At 41.0% G+C, this 19,343-nt stretch carries 24 protein-coding genes and 1 pseudogene; 23 read left to right on the top strand and 2 right to left on the bottom strand.

Translation table 11 applies throughout. The features are described from left to right. Positions 1–14 precede the first annotated feature (14 nt). The 5 genes from C6P39_RS24015 (at position 15) to C6P39_RS23990 (ending at position 3,969) form a co-directional block, all read left to right on the top strand. On the top strand, positions 15–626 hold the full coding sequence (locus C6P39_RS24015; RefSeq protein WP_104805445.1) for a hypothetical protein: 612 nt from the start codon (positions 15–17) through the stop codon (positions 624–626). Then, on the top strand, positions 619–1,290 hold the full coding sequence (locus C6P39_RS24010; RefSeq protein ID WP_095172973.1) for a response regulator transcription factor: 672 nt from the start codon (positions 619–621) through the stop codon (positions 1,288–1,290). Before C6P39_RS24015 ends, C6P39_RS24010 begins: the two co-directional genes overlap by 8 nt. Continuing rightward, on the top strand, positions 1,287–2,366 hold the full coding sequence (locus C6P39_RS24005; RefSeq protein WP_104805444.1) for a HAMP domain-containing sensor histidine kinase: 1,080 nt from the start codon (positions 1,287–1,289) through the stop codon (positions 2,364–2,366). The genes C6P39_RS24010 and C6P39_RS24005 overlap by 4 nt, the downstream gene beginning before the upstream one ends. 3 nt (positions 2,367–2,369) lie before the next feature. Continuing rightward, on the top strand, positions 2,370–2,903 hold the full coding sequence (locus C6P39_RS24000) for a hypothetical protein (protein WP_104805443.1): 534 nt from the start codon (positions 2,370–2,372) through the stop codon (positions 2,901–2,903). A gap of 544 nt (positions 2,904–3,447) precedes the next feature. After that, the gene (locus C6P39_RS23990) at positions 3,448–3,969 is read left to right on the top strand and encodes a hypothetical protein (protein WP_095172977.1); all 522 of its coding nucleotides are present in this window, start codon (positions 3,448–3,450) and stop codon (positions 3,967–3,969) included. A gap of 434 nt (positions 3,970–4,403) precedes the next feature. On the opposite strand, the gene C6P39_RS23985 is transcribed toward C6P39_RS23990, so the two are convergent. Next, positions 4,404–4,628 (bottom strand): hypothetical protein, encoded by a 225-nt coding sequence (locus C6P39_RS23985; RefSeq protein WP_242987123.1) that lies wholly within the window; start codon positions 4,626–4,628, stop codon positions 4,404–4,406. 184 nt (positions 4,629–4,812) lie between these two features. Here C6P39_RS23985 and C6P39_RS23980 point away from each other — a divergent pair, with 184 nt between their 5' ends. The 5 genes from C6P39_RS23980 (at position 4,813) to C6P39_RS23960 (ending at position 7,286) form a co-directional block, all read left to right on the top strand. Then, complete coding sequence (locus tag C6P39_RS23980; RefSeq protein ID WP_104805440.1) at positions 4,813–5,223, top strand: VOC family protein; 411 nt, start codon at positions 4,813–4,815, stop codon at positions 5,221–5,223. 148 nt (positions 5,224–5,371) lie between these two features. Continuing rightward, positions 5,372–5,806 carry a DUF4624 family lipoprotein gene (locus C6P39_RS23975; RefSeq protein WP_158661683.1) on the top strand — a complete coding sequence of 145 codons (435 nt, stop codon included), beginning with the start codon at positions 5,372–5,374 and terminating at the stop codon, positions 5,804–5,806. Positions 5,807–5,861: 55 nt separating this feature from the next. After that, a complete protein-coding gene (locus C6P39_RS23970; RefSeq protein WP_104805438.1) occupies positions 5,862–6,281 on the top strand; it encodes a TIGR04076 family protein in 420 nt (139 codons plus the stop codon). An 88-nt stretch (positions 6,282–6,369) separates the two neighbouring features. Continuing rightward, the gene (locus C6P39_RS23965) at positions 6,370–6,564 is read left to right on the top strand and encodes a YwbE family protein (protein ID WP_104805437.1); all 195 of its coding nucleotides are present in this window, start codon (positions 6,370–6,372) and stop codon (positions 6,562–6,564) included. A 176-nt stretch (positions 6,565–6,740) separates the two neighbouring features. Next, the gene (locus C6P39_RS23960) at positions 6,741–7,286 is read left to right on the top strand and encodes a CPBP family intramembrane glutamic endopeptidase (protein ID WP_242987122.1); all 546 of its coding nucleotides are present in this window, start codon (positions 6,741–6,743) and stop codon (positions 7,284–7,286) included. A 247-nt stretch (positions 7,287–7,533) separates the two neighbouring features. Here C6P39_RS23960 and C6P39_RS28585 read toward each other — a convergent pair. Further along, positions 7,534–7,725, bottom strand: a pseudogene (locus C6P39_RS28585) (nitroreductase family protein); the annotation flags it as partial. A gap of 145 nt (positions 7,726–7,870) precedes the next feature. On the opposite strand from C6P39_RS28585, the gene C6P39_RS23950 reads away from it, so the two are divergent. From C6P39_RS23950 to C6P39_RS23890, 13 genes are all read left to right on the top strand, one after another. Continuing rightward, the gene (locus tag C6P39_RS23950; RefSeq protein WP_104805435.1) at positions 7,871–8,389 is read left to right on the top strand and encodes a hypothetical protein; all 519 of its coding nucleotides are present in this window, start codon (positions 7,871–7,873) and stop codon (positions 8,387–8,389) included. Between the two features lie 47 nt (positions 8,390–8,436). Beyond that, complete coding sequence (locus tag C6P39_RS23945; protein WP_095172985.1) at positions 8,437–8,757, top strand: DUF1330 domain-containing protein; 321 nt, start codon at positions 8,437–8,439, stop codon at positions 8,755–8,757. Continuing rightward, entirely contained in the window at positions 8,699–9,481 is a 783-nt protein-coding gene (locus tag C6P39_RS23940; RefSeq protein ID WP_158661682.1) for an MBL fold metallo-hydrolase, read from the top strand. Before C6P39_RS23945 ends, C6P39_RS23940 begins: the two co-directional genes overlap by 59 nt. Positions 9,482–9,530: 49 nt before the next feature. After that, positions 9,531–10,136 carry a DUF6064 family protein gene (locus tag C6P39_RS23935; RefSeq protein WP_104805433.1) on the top strand — a complete coding sequence of 202 codons (606 nt, stop codon included), beginning with the start codon at positions 9,531–9,533 and terminating at the stop codon, positions 10,134–10,136. Positions 10,137–10,311: 175 nt separating this feature from the next. Further along, positions 10,312–10,983, top strand: coding sequence for a DUF6796 family protein (locus C6P39_RS23930; RefSeq protein WP_104805432.1), 672 nt, complete (start codon positions 10,312–10,314; stop codon positions 10,981–10,983). After that, positions 10,946–11,137 carry a VanZ family protein gene (locus C6P39_RS28580; RefSeq protein WP_242987121.1) on the top strand — a complete coding sequence of 64 codons (192 nt, stop codon included), beginning with the start codon at positions 10,946–10,948 and terminating at the stop codon, positions 11,135–11,137. The genes C6P39_RS23930 and C6P39_RS28580 overlap by 38 nt, the downstream gene beginning before the upstream one ends. A gap of 342 nt (positions 11,138–11,479) precedes the next feature. Next, positions 11,480–12,052 carry a DUF6434 domain-containing protein gene (locus C6P39_RS23920; protein WP_104805431.1) on the top strand — a complete coding sequence of 191 codons (573 nt, stop codon included), beginning with the start codon at positions 11,480–11,482 and terminating at the stop codon, positions 12,050–12,052. A gap of 345 nt (positions 12,053–12,397) precedes the next feature. Continuing rightward, entirely contained in the window at positions 12,398–13,003 is a 606-nt protein-coding gene (locus C6P39_RS23915; protein WP_104805430.1) for a hypothetical protein, read from the top strand. Positions 13,004–14,022: 1,019 nt separating this feature from the next. Then, positions 14,023–15,882 (top strand): TIGR03960 family B12-binding radical SAM protein, encoded by a 1,860-nt coding sequence (locus tag C6P39_RS23910; RefSeq protein ID WP_104805429.1) that lies wholly within the window; start codon positions 14,023–14,025, stop codon positions 15,880–15,882. Further along, positions 15,872–16,579 (top strand): TIGR03936 family radical SAM-associated protein, encoded by a 708-nt coding sequence (locus C6P39_RS23905; protein ID WP_104805428.1) that lies wholly within the window; start codon positions 15,872–15,874, stop codon positions 16,577–16,579. The genes C6P39_RS23910 and C6P39_RS23905 overlap by 11 nt, the downstream gene beginning before the upstream one ends. Then, the gene (locus C6P39_RS23900) at positions 16,563–17,780 is read left to right on the top strand and encodes a ribonuclease E/G (RefSeq protein ID WP_095173261.1); all 1,218 of its coding nucleotides are present in this window, start codon (positions 16,563–16,565) and stop codon (positions 17,778–17,780) included. The genes C6P39_RS23905 and C6P39_RS23900 overlap by 17 nt, the downstream gene beginning before the upstream one ends. Positions 17,781–17,788: 8 nt before the next feature. Then, entirely contained in the window at positions 17,789–18,280 is a 492-nt protein-coding gene (locus C6P39_RS23895; RefSeq protein WP_095173016.1) for an NUDIX hydrolase, read from the top strand. Further along, entirely contained in the window at positions 18,261–19,268 is a 1,008-nt protein-coding gene (locus C6P39_RS23890) for a CPBP family intramembrane glutamic endopeptidase (RefSeq protein WP_104805427.1), read from the top strand. The genes C6P39_RS23895 and C6P39_RS23890 overlap by 20 nt, the downstream gene beginning before the upstream one ends. The last annotated feature ends 75 nt before the right edge of the window (positions 19,269–19,343 follow it).

Here is a 19,343-nt window from a genome sequence, read left to right as displayed (position 1 = left end):
CAACAGGGCTGCTGATGAATCTGGCATTTGCTGTATTTAACAGTGTGGTTGGCATCAAGAGTCAATCGGCCTGGTATATCACATTATCTGTTTATTATACCCTGCTAAGTATCATGCGTTATTGGGCGGTGAATTATGAGAGGCGTATATCCAAAGCAGAACAGAACAAGAAGTTGATTCTTCTGGAGCTTGCAGTTTACAGAAACTGCAGTATTCTGTTTCTTGTTATGACAGCCGCACTTGGAGGAATGGTGATCCTTACCCTGCGTTCCCAAGGGGGGAGGCATTATCCGGGATATACCATTTATGCTTTTGCACTCTATGCGTTTATCAAAGTTCCGCTTGCGATCGCAGGCAGGATAAAGGCTGGTAAAATGAAGTCCCCGCTTCTGATGACTATCCAGAGTATTGGATATGCAGATGCCTGTGTTGCCATCTTGTCCTTACAGACTGCTATGCTTTCTTCTTTCGGACAGGGGAATCTGGAGGATAGAGTCGTGGAGCTGATGAATGCAGGTACAGGGGCGTTCATGTGCCTGATGGTTCTGGGCATGGGGATTTACGGAATATATTGGGCACTAAAGCAGAAAAAAGAAATGGGAGATGGAGGAATGAGCAATGATTAACATACTTGTGATAGAAGATGATGCAAACCTGAATAAAATTGTGTGCCAATATCTGAATGACTGTGGCTTTTATGCAAAAGGTTGTCTGGGTGCGAACAGTGCTTATGAAGAAATGTACAACCACCTTTATGAAATGATTATTTCTGATATTATGATGCCGGAAATTGACGGATTTGAATTTGCAGAGACGGTCCGGGCTGTAAATAAAAATATCCCCATACTTTTTATGTCGGCAAAGGATGATCTGCCCTCAAAGCAGAAGGGATTTCAGCTTGGTATTGATGATTATATGGTAAAACCAATCGAATTGGATGAACTTCTCCTCCGGGTACGGGCCCTTTTGCGCCGCGCTAATATTGAAATGGAGAGAAAGATTGTCATTGGTAATCTGGAGCTGGATGCAGATGGCATGAGCGCAGAAATTGATGGAGAGGAGATCAATCTTACTACAAGGGAATTTAATATTATTTATAAGCTGCTGTCCTACCCCAAAAAAACCTTTTCCAGGGTACAGCTCATGGATGAGTTTTGGGGTGTGGAAAGCGAAACCAGCTTGCGGGCAGTGGATGTATATATAACGAAACTCCGTGACAAATTATCTGCCTGCGACGGATTTGAGATTAAAACAGTCCGGGGGCTTGGATATAAGGCGGTGCTGTCATGAAGCAGACAAAAGGCAATATGAAAAATACGATCAGAGAGTCTAGATTTCCCCCATCCCTTTTCGTCATATATCTGGGGGTTCTTTTATTAATGTCAGGAATGCATATCGGACTTCTGGTGCTGATGGACACACTGGGATGGAATGATTTGATTCAGACTGTAGTTCCCGTTTTATACTGGTCTGCGGTTGCCATCGGATTAACACTATTCACCAGACGGAAGGTGAGAAAGACCTATGATGTTCCAATGAAGCAGCTTGCAGAAGCAACAGATAAAGTAGCACACGGAGATTTTTCTGTTTATGTCCCCCCTATTCACACCATAGAAAAGAAGGATTATCTGGATTTTATGATCATGGATTTCAACAAGATGGTGGAAGAGCTTGGGAGTATTGAGACATTGAAGACAGATTTTTTTTCCAATGTGTCCCATGAAATCAAAACCCCGCTTTCTATTATACAGAGTCACGCAGAACTGTTGTACACAGACGAGCTTTCGGAGGAAAAGCGTAAGGAATATACGGAAACAATTCTTTACGCAACCCACCGGCTTTCTAGTTTGATCACCAACATGCTGAAATTAAGCAAACTGGAAAAGCAGGCCATCACGCTGATGGCTGAGCCTTATGATGTCTGCAGACAGCTCTGCGAATGTGCTCTGCAGTTTGAAGATGTATGGGAGAAGAAAGAAATTGAATTTATTGCGGATATTGAGGAGCGGGTCATGATAGCAGCAGACGAGGAACTCATGGCGCTTGTCTGGAATAACTTGTTAAGCAATGCAGTGAAATTTACGGAGCCGGGCGGAACAGTGACACTGTATCAGACTTCTGATGAAAAAGAAATCCTTGTCCGGATAAAAGACAGCGGCTGCGGCATGAGTAAGAAAACACTGGATCACATTTTTGATAAATTTTACCAGGGGGATACTTCCCATGCAACAGAAGGAAACGGATTGGGACTTTCCATTGCTTTACGGGTGCTGCAGCTGTCAGGATTTACTATATCTGCTGAAAGTGTTGTGGGGAAAGGGAGTACTTTCACGGTACGGATCCCAATTCAGGAAGAGGCGGTATAACATATGAAAGATACCACAGGAGAGCGAAAAAAATTTACCGGCTATGATTATAAAGAAGTAGAGATAGAAGAAGCAGAGGTTTCTATGTATCTGGATGGATATATGAATTTTGGATGGATTGCAGACGGGGACCGCCAGATAAACAAAAAAGGGCACAATGTAACGCTTCGTTTGAAACGGGACCGGGTGATCTTAAACAAAGTGGAACTCACACGTCTGGAACGTCATTTTGAATCCAGCATGAATGAACTCAAGTCATTGAAGAGATCACAAACCTCGGTTCCTACTATGGTTTCGCTGGGAATCGGGATGGCAGGAACCGCTTGCATGGCATGCTCCACGTTCGCGGTGACTGCCAGTCCGTCATTAATAGGCTTATGTATCCTGTTTGCTATTCCCGGATTCACAGGCTGGATTCTGCCATATTTTATCTATAAATCATTGGCAAAGAAGCAGAAAGAAAAAATGACTCCTTTACTGGAAGACAAGTATGATGAGATTTATGAAATCTGTAAAAAAGGAAATGACCTGCTGTAGTGATGCTACATGTTTCGTATCAGTTCGTAAGCCAAAGAAGTACGGAAAGATTTTCGTCAGCGGATTGACCATAGTCTACAACATGAAATTGGTTGAAAAATTTATATAAATACATGAAGTATCAGGGAAGCATTCTATAAAAAGAAGGCTTCCCTGATACTTATTTATGTAGGATGAGATTCTGCCTGCTATACGGCAATCGCATATACGGTTGGACTGGCGGGCACGGTCTGGATGGAATTTGCCACCTTTGCATATCTGGCAGGCAATGTACCAGCTTGTGTAATCTTTGCAGTACCCGGAATCCTTGAATGGGTCTTGCCTGCGCTTATTTACAAGGGTGCAAGGAATAGAAAAACCAGAAAGGTGAATCCAATGATTGAGCAGCATTATGATGCGATCAACCAGCTAAATGAACAGGGGTATGGTTTTATATAAGAAACACAGAATTAATATAATTCAAACAATTCTGAAGCAATTTGAAAACAGTGAAGCATTATTCTGGTATTGTCAAAGACAAACAACGAAAAAGAGGAGAAAGAGAATGAGCGAAAAAAATTTTATTGGTTATGAGTACAAGGATATCTCAGTGAAACAGGAAATGGAATCGGTTTATGCAGACGGGTATGAAAATTTTGGGTGGAGCCTGGAGGGCACATCTTCCCCAGCAACAGGAATCGGAACTGTCAGCATGAAGTTTAAACGGGACCGAAAAATAGGCAATAAGGCAGAATTGACACGCATGGAGCGCCAGTTTGACAGTAATGTGGAGCAAATCAACAGTCTGGAAGCATCAAAATCAGTCAAAGCATCTGTTGTAGCTTATTCCCTTGGCATTATCGGAAGCGCATTTATGGCAGGATCCGTATTTGCAGTTACCCATCAGCCGCCCATGGTAGCATTATGTATTATCCTGGCAATCCCCGGTTTTATCGGATGGATACTCCCATATTTCAGTTACCGTGCAATCCGTAAGAACAAAACAATTCAGGTAACACCGCTCATTGAGCAGAAGTACGATGAAATTTACCAGATATGCCAAAAAGCAAATGAACTGTTAAACTAAGCAAAAGATACAGATTAATATTACTTTAACAATATACTGACAATCTATAAACACTTGAATGGGATAATCAATTCATCAGAACACGAAAGGGGAACAAGCATATGACATTAAAAGTTTTTGTTGCAGCAATTATTGCAGTTATTGTCGGAGCAGTAGCAGTAATCGTCAAAAAGAAAAAATAACCCGGCATTGAAATCTGAAAGAACAAAAGTGCCCGCATAGCAGGAAAAAGTTGCAGGGGTAGGCACCTTTTGCGCCTATCCAACAAATGAAGAATAATAAAGAAGGCCACGACTGAACTTCCATCATGGAGTATTCTGCCATGGCATTGAGCGTTCAATAGCAGTTTAGTTTTTACAGCAATATTAAGAATCAGTTCGGAGAGGATCCGATAAAAAAGATGCCCAAGACGGACATCTTTTTAAATGTATAGATTAGGGTACCAGAGGAAATTCAAAGCCATCTTCGGGTTCCCCAACAGGATAACCGAGAGCGGCAGTTGCTTTCTGTTTGAACAGTTCAAACCATCTGTTCCATTCTTCATCGGATAGTTTGGCATACAGCTGCAGGCCGCTCGGCTCAGCAGATGCTTCAATAACTCTGTCATCTGTACCGTACCACTGCGGGCATCCATCGATATAGCCGTTCCAGTAAGGCATTTGTTTATAAAGTTCTTCCAGTTTGTCCCATATCTCATCTGGTTTTTAACGTAGTCAGCCACGAGATCTGTCTGAAAAATTGATTATGGAAGGCGCTCCGGCGCCTTCTTTTATGTTGTAACCCGCTAATTTGGATGGTATACTGAAGCTATAAATTTAAATTTGCAAATAGAGGAGATAAAACATGATTGGAAAAGATGTTCATATAGGTGTAAGCCTGTTAGTGGGTAATATGGAAAAAATGGTTCGTTTTTACCGAGATGTATTGGGTTTTCAAACTCAATGGAATGGTGGACCTTTTGCAGACTTTGAAACAGCAGGCGGTGAATTGTCTCTGTTTATGTATAGTAGAGAAGAATTCGTTAAGGCAATTGCAGGGGAGTATGTACCACCAAAAGGTATCAACCAGACTTTTGAAATCGCTCTTTGGCTGCAGAGCTTCGCTGATGTGGATTCTGAATATGAGCGTCTTTCAAGCTTAGGTGTGAAGTTTCCAACAGGAGAACCCATCACTTATCCTTTTGGTATCCGCAACTTTTATGTAGCTGACCCAGAGGGGAATCTGCTTGAAATCGGCAGCACAAAGGATAAATAGATAGAACCCCAGTATATCGAATGGCTTATAGTCAAATTATCTTTCAGACTGACTTGAAAATCAAAATTCCAGCCTTATATTATTATTAAGCTTAAATTCCGGCTTATCAGGGAATTGGGCGAAAATCAGATTCATGGAGGAAGATATAATGAATAAGATATTGACGTTATTCCTTTGTGCTATGCTTTTACTGTCAGGCTGCAGCAAAAATACAGCAAGGTCATTAATTGAGATGGAATTAACAGATAGCTATGAAACCTCAGACCCATTTGTCAATGAAAAATCAGTTTATGTATCGGATGATATTGATATTCTAAAATTAAATATTTCATTTCAGATGGAGGGGCAGGAGGGTATTTTAGAAATAGCAGATAATGAAACAGATAAGGTTTTTTGGAGCGAAGTCTGGATCGGAGATACTGATAATACCGTATTTTCTATATCACTTGATAATCTTGAAAAAGAAAAAGAGTATGTTATAAGATTTACCGGTACCCAAATTAAGTATACAAAAATAGTCATTACTTCTGACAATACATTAGTAAAAGAACGGACCAAACCATTAAAGAAAAATAAAAATTAGTTGTGTTTAACTCCAGTTTATTAGAAAATTTTGAATTTATAAGGAGAGATATGTTATGGAACATAGAGTAAAGGTTACAATTTTAGAAAAAAAGTTATTTCCTGAATTACAAGCGCAGTATTGCGCTGTACCAAACAGCGGTAAATGCACTTGCTACAATGTGGGCGATGAATTTATGTTTTATCGAAATGAAGAACGAGATGATTATTGGCATATGGGAGCAGGAACACTGATAAAAAGTGGGAAACCAGATGAAGGTGTATTACTTTCTCCTGGAACAATGCATTGTGGGACAGATGGTGTTCCCTTCTGCTCAGAAGCATGGGACGCAATTAGTAGATATATTTATTCCGGGCTTCAAGGTGGAGCAATTATGCATGGATGGATGAATGATGATAAAATCATGATTGCCTGTTGCAGTGATGGTACCAGACCAGTTGTTTTCAAAATCGAAAGAATAGACATTGATGACTGATGTGATATAATATTTCCTGTATAGATTAAAGATAGAGAAATTCCAGTGCTGCATCGTGTTGATAATATAGAATTGAGGAGGAATATATATGGACGGAACAGTAAGAAGCAACATTAAACCAGGTATGAGAGTACAGATAGTACAGAAACAGGATCAGAGAAGCGGGAAATTAACAGATGGTATTGTAAAAAGACTTTTGACCAATTCGGCAAATCATTCAAGAGGAATCAAGGTGATGCTGGAGGATGGAACAGTTGGAAGGGTACAGAATATTTGTGAATAAATTCAGTTTATAAGTTTTTTGTGAAGGCGCTTAGCGGTGTCTTTTTTTGTACTTTTTTATAAGCAGTGTGGGAACAGGAACAATTTCATCAAGATCAATGGATTGATCGAGTAGAGAATAACTGCTTGAATGTCTTGTATATTTCAGATATGCGAAATATAATAAGCAGAGGAGGGATGCGAAATGGATTACTTAACGGCAAAAGAAACTGCTCTAAATTTGTGGCATGTGTGGTACAAGAAAGCTATTTGGGGAATCCGTGGTATCTGTTTATTCTCTATATCCCATTGATGATCTTTGGCGGGGGACTGGAGGAAATTGGATGGCGCGGCGTTTTTCAGCCTTTGCTTGAAAAGCGATTTTCTTTCATAATGGCAGCCCTTATTGAGGGAGTCATTTGGAGTTTATGGCATTTGCCGTTATGGTTTGTGCCAAATGCATCCCAAGGAAGCATGAATTTTTTGGCTTTTAGCCTGTATACTGTAACATTAGGTATTACTCTAGCGGCTATATATCGATTGACAGACAGCATTTGGGCGGGAATACTAATTCATGCATGGGGAAATACGGTTTTGGGTGGAATGTATACATTGGCATCTCTTAATAATTTCCCAAATACAAAAACGCTTATCGTCTATGCCATACAGATTTTAGTGATCCTGCTTATCATGACCTTTCAGAAAAAATATGGGAAAGTATCGCAACCGGGTTCCAAGGAGTAAAGATCATACTGCTGTGGGTTATGATACTGGCCGGTGCAGGCAGAGGCCAGACCAGAGCACTCCATAGATTTTTATAATGAAAGAGCAGATCAGCGTGTTACATATAGAAATTGACACATAAAAATATATACCGGTATAGCAGGTATTTAAAAGCTTCTCCGCCTTACTTATATCGGAGGAGGTGTAGGAGACAGAAGATCCTGTACATAGGTAATCCTTGTGACAGCCCATAAATATATGTTTCAAATCATTTCCAATTGAAATTTTCCTTTCCGGCACCAATCTCAAAATGATATTTTACAATGCCAGTATCTATTTTGGACATAGGACTCTTGCCTTTTGTGCGAATAGATACGGAATCCCCATTAGCTTCGATAAAAAAAATCTGTTTGTTAAGACCTGTTGGGGCCAGAACAGCGGTATCCATGCCATTTATAAACCATTTATCGCTGCACGGCTTGCATTAATTCTCCTTGCTGTGTCATTTCTTACAAGACAGTAAAAGGTTTATGTGATAAAATAAAACAACCGGATTCCTTTCGCGGTGAGTACAGCACAGAGTTTAATTGGATGAATTTTATGAGATGAACCAGGCGCACATCATAGGAGTGGAAGATGCTGCGTTTGGTTTTGATTTATCCGTGCTGTATGCAGAGCAGTATAATGGACAGGAGATTGGTTCCATACAGGTAATCAATGGGACAGAACAGGAAAGACATGCTTATGAGAACTGCGATTTTGAAACCCTGAAAAGGGTCATGAAAACCTATGAGGAGCAATATTTTGGCTGGAAGGATAGAAATATATTTGAAAGGCAGTGGGTATTAAGGGATTTCCGGAAAACGGTTGGCAGCTCAGCGGATGAAGCCTATACCCGGATAAAAGCAATGGAGGCTGGTAAAGGGGTTTTGTCCACGGGCGATTATGCTTTATTAAAGGCTCTGTCCGGATATTGGCAGCATCATATAAGTTGCTGCAAGGCATTGAAAAAAATAAAGAGAAGCTGCTGGAAAACGGCGATATTATTAAATCCTGGATTTCAGATATTGAAAGTTGTTGTTGAGGAAAATAAAACCGTAAGGGATCACCGAACAAGTGAATAATCTGTTATTTTGCAGGCGATAGCAAAAAAGAAAGAGGGGAAGGTAAGATGTCTTATTATTTTATGGTGGATACTTATATACCGGAAGACGGTTCCGGAGGAGAGTACGATGATTATATTGTCCAGGTTAGGCCTATTGTAGAGCAGTACGGGGGGAAATATCTTGTCCGTACCAATACTGTGGTTAGCCTGAACGATGGAAGATGTCCGCAAAGAAGCATTGTTATAGAGTTTCCGGATAAGGCGGCACTGGAACGTTGCTTTTCTTCTGCTGAATACAAGGCAATTATGATGAAACGGGTGAACAGTGTTGACAGCAGGGCGATCATCGTGCCGGGAATTGGGGAGGAAATGCTGCTATCTGATTGATTCAGGGACTTATGGGAGCGAAGAAATCATTAAAGATTACTTACATTCCATAGGGAGAAGTGTCTCTGATATCAGAGCAATTTTTCTTACACATGCGCATCCGGATCATATTGGGACAGCGGCATATTTTCAGTATAAAGCAAAATGCAAGATTTATGCCAGCGTAGGAGAAAGGCGCTGGATTGAAGATGTAGATCTGCAGTTCCGGGAACGACCGATACCGAATTTTTATCAGCTTGCCGGAAAGTCTTCTGTGGTAGACTGTGTGGCGGCGGATGGGGACCGTATTGAATTAGAGGAAGATTTTACAGTACAGGTGCTCGGCACGCCTGGGCACTCGGCAGATGAGGTTACTTATATCATTGACGGGTCTGCATTTATTGGCGATTCAGTTCCGGTAACCGGGGATATCCCCATCTATGTAAATAAAGACGACACTTTGGATAGTTTACGGAGATTAGAAGAATTATCAGCAGTACATACGTTTTACCCGGCCTTGGATAAAGCATATACCAGGGAAGAAATGCAGGTAAAAATCAGTGAGGCCAGAAACTTAATCGGTATGTTGCAGACTGCCACAGCAACCGTAAGGAAAGAAATCCTGGGAGGAAATCTGGAACAGATTGTACAGCAGGTGTGTGAAAAAGTGAATATGCCACAGCTGATGCAGAATCCGCTGTTTAAGATGACGATTAAAAGCCATTTGGGATCCTGCCAGGAATAACTGATAATTGCAAAGCAGGTAGATAAATGAGAAGTTGTGGAGATAAAAAATGGATGCACAAGCATTTTGGAATGTTATTGGTAATTATAATAAGCAGACGTGGATAATTCAAATTATACTGTTCACATTTATGTTGCTAGCGATTATGTTATCTTATATGCAAAAGGTAAAGTGGGCGGCAAAATTTTCATTAGGAATTGTAAATCTGTTTATTGGCATTGCATTTTTTGCATGGTATGGGACAGAACCTATTCAAAAGTTTTTTGCTTTGCCATTATATCTGCTTTGTGGGGGATTGTTTTTTTACGAAAGTTGGCGCAACAAAGAGGATATGATTAAAAGACCAAACTTAATTCAGATTACATTGTTGCTCCTTTATTTGCTTTACCCTGCCGTTTCCATACTTTTGGGTAACTCTTTTCCGCAAATGGTGACATACATTATGCCTTGTCCTGTAATCAGTCTAAGTATAGCTGTCTACGCAGGATATAAAAGAAAAAATAAGGTTCTTCTAACTTTATTGACTATTTGGGGATTGACTGGGATAAAATCAGTGATTTTCAACGCCTATGAAGATATTATTTTATTGATTGCTGGGATATATGGTGTCTGTATACTGTTCAAAATGTATAGAACAAAGAGTGAAAGCTATTAGTGGGCCTTATTGGTAAAAGGCGCACTCAACAAACGGGAATTTTCTTATTTGAAAGGAGTTACAAGAAGGAAGGATTAAAATCTAATATGGAGAAGTTTACCCATTGTATAAAAGAGCTTTGGAATTGATTTAATATTACCATCAATTAGAATTTTATATGGGGAGATAGTAAAACATGACAATAAAAAAGCTGTTCTATATTGCTATCGCAGGGAGCGTACTTTGCTTTTGCGGAGATTTATTATTGGGTTGCTTTTACCCTGTGAAAAAGGTAGGGATGTTTCATCTTTTTCCTGCTTTTTCAGAGGAATGGTCAAACGCTGCACCTAGCAGATTTGTTATAGGCGGGATATTGGGTGTGATTGCACTTCTTTTAATGTTTTGCGGGTTTTATGCTATATTTGTTTTGCTTAAAGAAAAAGCCAGTAAATATGATAAAACATTTTTAATAGCGTCTGCTGTATTTGTTGCGGTAGGAACATTATACCATTGCGTATTTGCAATATCCGCATGGCTATACAATCAACTGGCAATAGAGAATATAACATTAGCTAAACAGATTAGTGAACGCTTTTTTGCAACATTTATCTGTGTTGCGCTTTTGGCTGCAATAAGTTTTATGATCTTATCAATTATTATGTTTTATGCTGCAATAAAAGGAACATGGGGAAAGAAAAGATGGGTGCTAATAAATCCCCTTTTGTTTATGGGGCTTTCAATTATGGCTGCAACTATTTTACCTGCCAATGCCATAATCAATGGTATGTTTGATTGGGGACAACAAAGTCTAGCTTTGTTGTTAGTTTTCTGTGCATTTTCAAAAATTCCTTGCACAACTTCCAGTTAAACCAAGTCGGTGCACAGCATTGCTTTCGGTAACATTTAACCGCAGGCTAAGCTGGTGGAAGGGGCTGCTTGCCGGCGTTATTGTTTCAGGTATGATTGAAACTTTCCAATTAATATTCTGCAGAGGAGTATTTGAATGGGATGATATAGTGTAACAAGGAGTATTATGAAGAAAAAACTAAGCTCATTTTGGGATTTTATTCTTTCATTATGTAAAGGGGAATTGGAAATCTGTAAGGCGGCATGGGAACAGTACGGGTATATCTGACATAGTGGCTGTTGTTGGCCGGATGAAATAAAAGCTATGTGTCCCTGTTGGAAGGTAGGGAAGATTCATTATGAGAAGTGGTAAAGCTGCTGCATGAACCGGTTACGAATGATTCAGGCGTAGAGACATGCGCCAGTTATTCTGTAAAAGGCGGTGCTGATGGGTAAATATCAAAAGAAACTTATTTAGTGTATTTCGACAAATTTAAAAAGATTGTTTGGGGGATAGCATGACGGAAAGACCGATATTGAATAGAAATTTAGACAGTAAAACATTTCGTGATCATTATTATTTAAAAGAGGAATTGATAGACTTTTGCAGGAAGAATGCGCTGCCTGTTTCAGGAGGAAAGATAGAGATTACAGACAGGATCGCCCATTTTCTTGACACGGGTAAAATATTGTCTGTTCCAAAAACAAAGAAAAAAGTAACTGTAATTTCGGATATTGAGGAAAGTACAGAAATTGAACCGGATATTATCTGTTCAGAGAAGCACAGAGCCTTTTTTAAGAAGCATATAGGAAGAGGCTTTTCTTTCAATGTGGCTTTTCAGAATTGGCTAAAGAACAATAGCGGGAAAACATACAAAGAAGCAATTGCAGCTTATGATCAGATTCTTGAAAATAAGAAAAAGGGTAAAACGAAAATTGACAAACAGTTTGAGTACAATACATATATCCGTGATTTCTTTGCAGATAATCAAGGAAAATCGTTGGAACAGGCAATTCAATGCTGGAAATACAAAAAGCAGTTACCAGGGCATAATCGTTATGAAAGAGCAGACCTTACGGCTATAAAATGAACCTTTTGTGTAAATGCTGTGGTTGTGTTGAAAAAGGGCGGGAAGATTCCATATGGTGGTGGCTATAATGTTGAGTATGCCTTATTCAGTGCATACGCTTCCGCACATTCGCAAGCGATGCGGAACCCCATCAGCGCTGTTAACTGGCCGGCTTCTATCGAAACATTCCGATAAAACTGGTTATCAGAACTTGTTGGGGAGAGCATATCTTACCGGATAAGATATATAAGGGCGTTGTTTGATCTGGAACTTATATAGGGTTACGGATCGGCTGGGTATGAAAGAGGACTTCATTACGTCTTGAACGAAATAAGTGAACTTCAATTTGAGAGGATGGGTACGGTGATGAAAGAAATTATTGACTTTATTGAGTCAAATGTGAATGGCAAAACGCTGTTTACAAAGGAATTGGTTTATGAGTTGGAAAATGGGGCATTACAGGGCGTATATTCTGATCAAATATCTTTTTCTAATCTGAAATATTCCCGGAGTGGATTCCAATTGGATATGTTTATTGTATCCAATGAGAAAATATGGCTTATGGGAAAGGATAAACAGCGAGAAGAATTACGGAAAGACTTCAGCGGCGTTTCCCTGTTCCGTTTTGAATTGGCAGAACGTAAAAGCACAAATGGTATTACGGGATGTTTTCGATTTATATCTGCTTCGGGAAAAAATGTTGCGGCAGAGGCAATTGTAAGCGGTATTTATGATGTGCGCCTCGAAAATGATGTTCTTAAATTATCGGAAGACCAGGTATTGTACCGAGACCAGCCCATTCAAGGTGAGCGCTTCAAGCCGGTGGCATTTCAATCAGAACATCGTTTTTATAATAAAGACGGAAAGCTGTGTTATGAATATGATGGCAAGAGTTTTGATGTGGATACAAAAACGATGAAGCGCAGCGGCAGCTCTGATGCCTTTCCGCCCTTTGTTTCAATGGAAATGTAAGGCCGTTAATTTTTGATTTACTCAATACGCAATTTGAAACTTTATGTTCACTTATGCGAGGGGGAAATTTATTTCTGGCTCTTCTTTTAAGTGCAGCCTGCTATATCCCAGAGTGTTCTATAACTATTTTACGGGATATGCACACATGGCTGCCTTTTTTCTGTGTGGACACAACTGCAGAAGTATTGCAGGCAAGTTTCCTAATAATGTTCTTAGTATGCACATAACCGCCGTATATTGGGAGTATTTCGAGGGGTAAATTATGTGGTAAATGTGATAAAATGAATCTTTCCCCTTATAAACAAGTTATGGGATAGGGGTGTCTTTGTGTGCAATTCTGTGCATACAGGTGCATGGAATTATTGGTGTAACCCCTATAACCTCATGATTTGGGATATTGTGCTGCCGGGAAAACGGGGTTCCGTACCATAGGTTCTTTGCAGAACCGGCTTTTAAGCGGCTACTTAAATTAAGCGGATTTGAGGATATGCAGTGGCGTTTTATAAGGAACACATATGCGACAGTCCTGGCTGAATATGAGATTAGCATCAAAGCCATAGCTGTCTGTCTGTGACATTATCCTCCGGTATTTACCAATGATACTTATGTAGACGCTGGAAAAATAGTATATGCTATTGCCGTAGAGATTACAGATTTTGCGATGGATGTCCTGCCGGGACAGAAAACAGTACGGGATATTAACGTTGATCGTACATATCTACTTGAAGTTCTTCCTCAAAATGTATATAATATCTAAGATTGCACCAATGCAGGATTTGCAGAAAATCATCCTTCTGTATCGGGCAGTGTCGCATAATGTGGTATAATTATGCATTGTAGTGCAGATTTGAAAAAAAGTGCTATTTGTGACCCAACCTCTGTTTTTGACCCGTTATACATCAAAATCTATAATTATACAGTGCAAATAAGGATATAAAATACATGTGAAAAGAGAGAAATTTGGCATTCGCAAGGCGACTTCAAATTTGTGGATTAGCAACAAAAATGAAAGGAAAAATATGAGAAAACTAGCTTTAAGTGATGAAATATTATTAAAAATCGAGAAGCCGGCACGCTACATCGGCAATGAAGTTAATTCGGTAAATAAAGACATAAGCAAGGTGGACGTGCGGTTTGCCATGTGCTTCCCCGATGTCTATGAAATCGGAATGTCCCATCTTGGAATTCAGATTTTATATGATATGTTCAATAAAAGAGAGGATGTATGGTGTGAGCGTGTCTATTCTCCTTGGCCTGATTTGGATGCGGTTATGCGTAAAGAGCAGATTCCGTTATTTGCGCTGGAGTCCCAGGACCCGATCAAAGATTTTGATTTTTTAGGCATAACCATCCAGTATGAAATGTGTTACACAAACATACTGCAGATCCTGGATTTAAGCCAGATGCCTCTTCGCGCCAAAGACAGGGGAGAGGAATATCCTATTGTCATTGGCGGAGGACCCTGTACCTATAATCCGGAACCGCTGGCGGAATTTTTTGATGTCTTCTATATCGGTGAAGGAGAAACTGTTTTTGATGAATTCCTGGATGCCTATAAGAAATACAAAAAAGCAGGAAAAAGTAAAAAAGAGTTTTTAGAACGCGCCGCAGAAATTCCGGGAATTTACGTTCCTGCCTTTTACGATGCATCCTATCATGAAGATGGAACACTTGCATCCTTTGCACCGAATAACGCTCATGCAAAACAGGAAATAGAAAAACAGGTTGTGATGAACCTTTCCGATGTCTGCTACCCGGAAAAGCCTATTGTACCATTTATTAAGGCCACACAGGATCGTGTCACTCTGGAAATCCAGCGGGGATGTATCCGTGGCTGTCGTTTCTGTCAGGCAGGAATGATCTACCGGCCTACCAGGGAGCGTGATGCGGAGTTTTTGAAAAAAACCGCCAGGTCCATGCTGGAAAGTACCGGACATGAGGAAATTTCCTTAAGTTCCTTAAGCTCCAGTGATTATTCCAAACTGCCGGAATTGATAGATTACCTGATCGAGGAGTGTTCCGCGAGAAATGTAAATATTTCACTTCCCTCCCTGCGTATTGATGCATTTTCCCTGGACGTTATGAGCAAAGTGCAGGACATTAAGAAGAGCAGTCTTACTTTTGCACCGGAGGCGGGAACACAGCGTATGCGTGATGTCATCAATAAAGGGCTTACGGAGGAGGTTATCTTGAATGGTGCGGCAGAAGCGTTTGCAGGGGGCTGGACCAGAGTGAAATTGTACTTTATGCTTGGACTTCCAACAGAGACAGAGGAAGACATGAAAGGCATTGCCCATCTGGCTGAGGAGGTTGCAAAGAAATACTATGAAATTCCGAAAGAACAGCGCCGCGGCCGATGTCAGATAGTAGCCAGCACATCCTTTTTCGTACCGAAACCGTTTACACCTTTCCAGTGGGCTCCTATGTGCCGTAAAGAAGAGTATCTGGCGAAAGCAAAAGTAGTAAAAGATGAAATTCGTGCACAGTTAAATCAAAAGAGTATTAAATACAATTATCATGAGGCAGACGTCACTGTGCTGGAAGGTATTTTGGCAAGAGGAGACAGGCGTATCTGTGATGTGTTGGAAAAGGCTTATAAAAATGGCGCGATTTTTGATGCATGGTCTGAATATTTCCGCTATGATATTTGGATGAAAGCTTTTGAAGAGCTGGGGATCGACCCGGAATTCTATACGCTCAGGGAGCGTCCGTCCGATGAACTGTTCCCCTGGGATTTTATCCATGCGGGTGTATCAAAGAAATTCCTGCGCAAGGAATGGGAGAGAGCAAAAGAGGGAGTTGTAACACCTAACTGCCGTGTGAAATGTTCCGGCTGCGGGGCAGCTTCTTATAAAGGAGGTGTCTGCATTGAAGGTTAGAGTAAAATTTGCAAAAGAAGGGGCTATGAAATTCATCGGCCACCTGGATATTATGCGGTATTTTCAGAAAGCGGTAAAACGCGCAGGGCTGGATGCTGCTTTTTCTGAGGGATACAGTCCTCATATGATCATGTCATTCGCTTCCCCCCTGGGCGTAGGGATAACCAGTACAGGTGAATACTTTGATCTGGAGCTGAAAAGTGTGTATTCTTCAAAAGAAATGGTAAATAAGCTGAACGATGCCATGGTGGAGGGTATGCGCATTTTAAGCGTTCGCCAGGTAGAGGAAGGAAAAGCCGGAAAGGCAATGTCTCTTGTGGCTGCTGCGGATTATGTAATTACTTTCCGGGAGGGAAAGGAACCGTCAGAGGACTGGAAGCAAAGAATTACCGGGTTTATGGACCAGCCATGCATTTTTATTGTGAAAAAAACAAAGAAAAGTGAAAAGGAAGTAGATATTCGTCCGTTTATATATGATATGGAAGAAAAAGATGGGAGCATTTGTCTGACTTTGGCGGCAGGAAGCTCCAACAACACAAAACCGGAGCTTGTGATGGAAGCTTTCTGTGGTTTTTTAGGCGTACCTTACGATCAATGGGATTTTATGGTGCATAGAAGTGAATTATACGCCGATACCGGCACGGAAGAGGAGCGGAATCTTGTACCGCTGGAAGATTTGGGTGAGGAAATTGAGTAAACTGATCCTAACCCCTATGGATATTTCCGGCAGGAAACGGTTGACAGCAGCCCTGGTAAAGGATGGACGAATCTGCCAGCTTAATTTATGCCGGTTTGAACATAAGAGTATTCTGGGTAATATTTATGTGGGTAAAGTGAAAAATATCACAGAAAACATCCGTGCTGCTTTCATAGAGATTGCAGATGGCATCATGTGTTATTATTCCATGGATGAGAAAGCAGTTCCGCTTTACATGAATAAAAAGAAAAGCGGAAAGCTGAAACCGGGCGATGAACTTTTGGTACAGGTGTGCAGGGAGCCGATCAGGGGAAAACTTCCCTGTGTGACCTGTGATCTGAATTTTTCCGGAAGATATCTGGTCGTGACGGCTGTTTGGGCAAAGCTGGGGTTTTCAGGGAAATTAAGTGCAGAGGAGAAAAGAAGACTCAAAGAGATTCTGCAGCCTATTTTGCCGGATGATGCCGGGGTTATTGTACGCACCAACAGCAGAAATGCATCCGAAGAAGATTTACAGTCTGAATTGGAACGTCTTTTAGAATGCCTCAGGCAGGTAAAGGAAAAGGCTGCAACCAGAACCTGCTTTTCTCTCATTCATGAAAATCTGCCGGAATATCTGCAGGTTCTGCAAAATGTTTATGAACAGGATTTAGAGGAGATTGTCACTGACAACAAAGAGCTTTACGCGCAGATCTCCCATTATCTGGAGTATTATGGAATGACGGACAATAGGCTGCGTCTTTATGAGGATAAACTTTTGCCGTTGTCCCGCTTATATTCTCTGGAAACGGTTCTTAAAGAAGCTTTATCCGAAAAGGTTTGGCTGAAGTCCGGCGCATTTCTGGTCATCCAGCAGACAGAGGCGTTTGTGTCCATTGATGTGAACACCGGAAAATATACCGGAAAAAAAGATTATCAGGAGACATTTCGGAAGATCAATCTGGAGGCTGCAAAGGAGATCGCGAGACAACTGCGTCTCCGTAATCTGTCCGGTATGATCTTAATAGATTTTATCAATTTGAAAGAGCAGAAAGATAAAGAGGAACTGCTGTACACTTTACAGAGATACCTGAATCAGGATCCGGTAAAGGGGAATGTGGTGGATATTACAAAACTAAATATTGTGGAAGTCACCCGCAAAAAAATAAGGAAATCCCTGGCAGAAGAGCTTCGGGAAGAATATCAGGAAAGTGTAAGGTAATCATAGTTATGAAAGTAAAATCCATGCTTACAACGCTGTGTTATATTGAAAAAGGAGACAGCTATCTGATGCTGCACCGCATTAAAAAGGAGTCTGATGTAAATAAGGACAAATGGATAGGTGTAGGCGGACATTTTGAGGAGGACGAAAGTCCGGAGGACTGTCTTTTGCGGGAAGTGAAAGAGGAGACCGGACTGACACTCACCTCATACAAATTCAGAGGTATTGTCACATTTATTTTCAAACCCCTTACAGGGGAACCGGACACGGAATATATGTGTCTGTACACAGCAGATGGATATGAAGGCACTCTTTGTGCCTGCAATGAAGGCATTCTGGAATGGGTGCAGAAAAAAGAAGTGCTGAATCTGAACCTTTGGGAGGGGGACAAGATATTCTTCAAGCTTTTAGAGGAGGAACATCCTTTCTTTTCCCTGAAATTAATGTACCAGGGAGATACATTACGCGAGGCGGTGTTAGATGGAAAACGGATACAATGATTTTATGAACCCTCATAAGAAAAAACTGAAGCCGGTACATGGGATTCTTCTTTTTGTTCTGGTTATGGTTTCCTACTATACAATTATTGCCTGGATGCAGATGAGATTCGGAATGTACGGACTGGCCATGACAGAGCTATATCTGCTCTTACTGTCTGTGGGGATCACAGTTCTTGCCGGCGGGGATTTTGCGGAAGTCTTTCCGGTTAAAAAACCGTCATGGAGTAAAATATTTGGGACACTTCTGCTTTGGGCCGGGGCCTATGCTTTGGTCCTTCCGGCAACCATGGTGATCGCATGGCTGTTTCCGGAGCAGATGTTTGGCACAAGCAGCGCCTTAAATGATATAATTGCAAGCGTACCGCTGCTGGTTTCAGTCTTTATTACGGCTGTCATGCCTGCCGTCTGTGAGGAAGCCATGCACAGAGGGGTGATTCTTCACAGTCTCAAAAGTCTGAAACGGGAGTGGGTGATCGTGCTGATCATGGGAATCCTTTTTGGGCTTTTTCACGGGAGTGTATGGCGTCTTGTTCCGACTGCGCTTTTGGGCGGTGCTTTATCCTGGCTGATGCTCAGAACAGAAAATATGGTCTACCCGGCACTGTTCCATTTTGCAAATAATTTCCTGCCCACACTTCTCTCTTTTGGACAGACCAATAGCGATACTGCAGCCAGTGCAGAATACTTGATGGAAGCGGGAATTTCGGTGGCTGCCCTGGGTATCTATGTGGCTGTAGGCTGCGCGGCGCCATTTGCTCTTTATACTGCCGGTTATCTGATACGAAGGGAAAAAGGCAGAAAGGTGCCTTATTTTCCTAAAGAACATCAGACTTTTTTGATCGTATTTCTGACGGTATGTTCTGTAGTACCGGCTATGATAGGCGGAATATTGTTTTTGTACGGGGTTTTCTTTGACGATTCCCTGTGGCAGATGATAAGACAGAGTCCCATAGAAAATTTCTCTGTTTTTCTAACAAATTTCTTGTAAAATTTTCAAGTTCATCTTGACGAACAGGTATTCTTGTGCTATTATAAGCGAGTATGCCGCACAAAGAGGTTAGAA

This window comes from Blautia marasmi, assembly GCF_900258535.1.
Lineage (GTDB): Bacteria > Bacillota > Clostridia > Lachnospirales > Lachnospiraceae > Blautia > Blautia hominis.
Note: the sequence above shows the minus strand (reverse complement) of the source record. Positions and strands in the feature narration are given on the sequence as shown.

Coding starts and splice junctions, on each gene's coding strand:
- C6P39_RS24015 (WP_104805445.1), top strand. CDS start 15: ATGAATCTGGCATTTGCTGTATTTAACAGTGTGGTTGGCATCAAGAGT.
- C6P39_RS24010 (WP_095172973.1), top strand. CDS start 619: ATGATTAACATACTTGTGATAGAAGATGATGCAAACCTGAATAAAATT.
- C6P39_RS24005 (WP_104805444.1), top strand. CDS start 1,287: ATGAAGCAGACAAAAGGCAATATGAAAAATACGATCAGAGAGTCTAGA.
- C6P39_RS24000 (WP_104805443.1), top strand. CDS start 2,370: ATGAAAGATACCACAGGAGAGCGAAAAAAATTTACCGGCTATGATTAT.
- C6P39_RS23990 (WP_095172977.1), top strand. CDS start 3,448: ATGAGCGAAAAAAATTTTATTGGTTATGAGTACAAGGATATCTCAGTG.
- C6P39_RS23985 (WP_242987123.1), bottom strand. CDS start 4,628: ATGCCTTACTGGAACGGCTATATCGATGGATGCCCGCAGTGGTACGGT.
- C6P39_RS23980 (WP_104805440.1), top strand. CDS start 4,813: ATGATTGGAAAAGATGTTCATATAGGTGTAAGCCTGTTAGTGGGTAAT.
- C6P39_RS23975 (WP_158661683.1), top strand. CDS start 5,372: ATGAATAAGATATTGACGTTATTCCTTTGTGCTATGCTTTTACTGTCA.
- C6P39_RS23970 (WP_104805438.1), top strand. CDS start 5,862: ATGGAACATAGAGTAAAGGTTACAATTTTAGAAAAAAAGTTATTTCCT.
- C6P39_RS23965 (WP_104805437.1), top strand. CDS start 6,370: ATGGACGGAACAGTAAGAAGCAACATTAAACCAGGTATGAGAGTACAG.
- C6P39_RS23960 (WP_242987122.1), top strand. CDS start 6,741: ATGCGAAATGGATTACTTAACGGCAAAAGAAACTGCTCTAAATTTGTG.
- C6P39_RS23950 (WP_104805435.1), top strand. CDS start 7,871: ATGAACCAGGCGCACATCATAGGAGTGGAAGATGCTGCGTTTGGTTTT.
- C6P39_RS23945 (WP_095172985.1), top strand. CDS start 8,437: ATGTCTTATTATTTTATGGTGGATACTTATATACCGGAAGACGGTTCC.
- C6P39_RS23935 (WP_104805433.1), top strand. CDS start 9,531: ATGGATGCACAAGCATTTTGGAATGTTATTGGTAATTATAATAAGCAG.
- C6P39_RS23930 (WP_104805432.1), top strand. CDS start 10,312: ATGACAATAAAAAAGCTGTTCTATATTGCTATCGCAGGGAGCGTACTT.
- C6P39_RS23920 (WP_104805431.1), top strand. CDS start 11,480: ATGACGGAAAGACCGATATTGAATAGAAATTTAGACAGTAAAACATTT.
- C6P39_RS23915 (WP_104805430.1), top strand. CDS start 12,398: ATGAAAGAAATTATTGACTTTATTGAGTCAAATGTGAATGGCAAAACG.
- C6P39_RS23910 (WP_104805429.1), top strand. CDS start 14,023: ATGAGAAAACTAGCTTTAAGTGATGAAATATTATTAAAAATCGAGAAG.
- C6P39_RS23895 (WP_095173016.1), top strand. CDS start 17,789: ATGAAAGTAAAATCCATGCTTACAACGCTGTGTTATATTGAAAAAGGA.
- C6P39_RS23890 (WP_104805427.1), top strand. CDS start 18,261: ATGGAAAACGGATACAATGATTTTATGAACCCTCATAAGAAAAAACTG.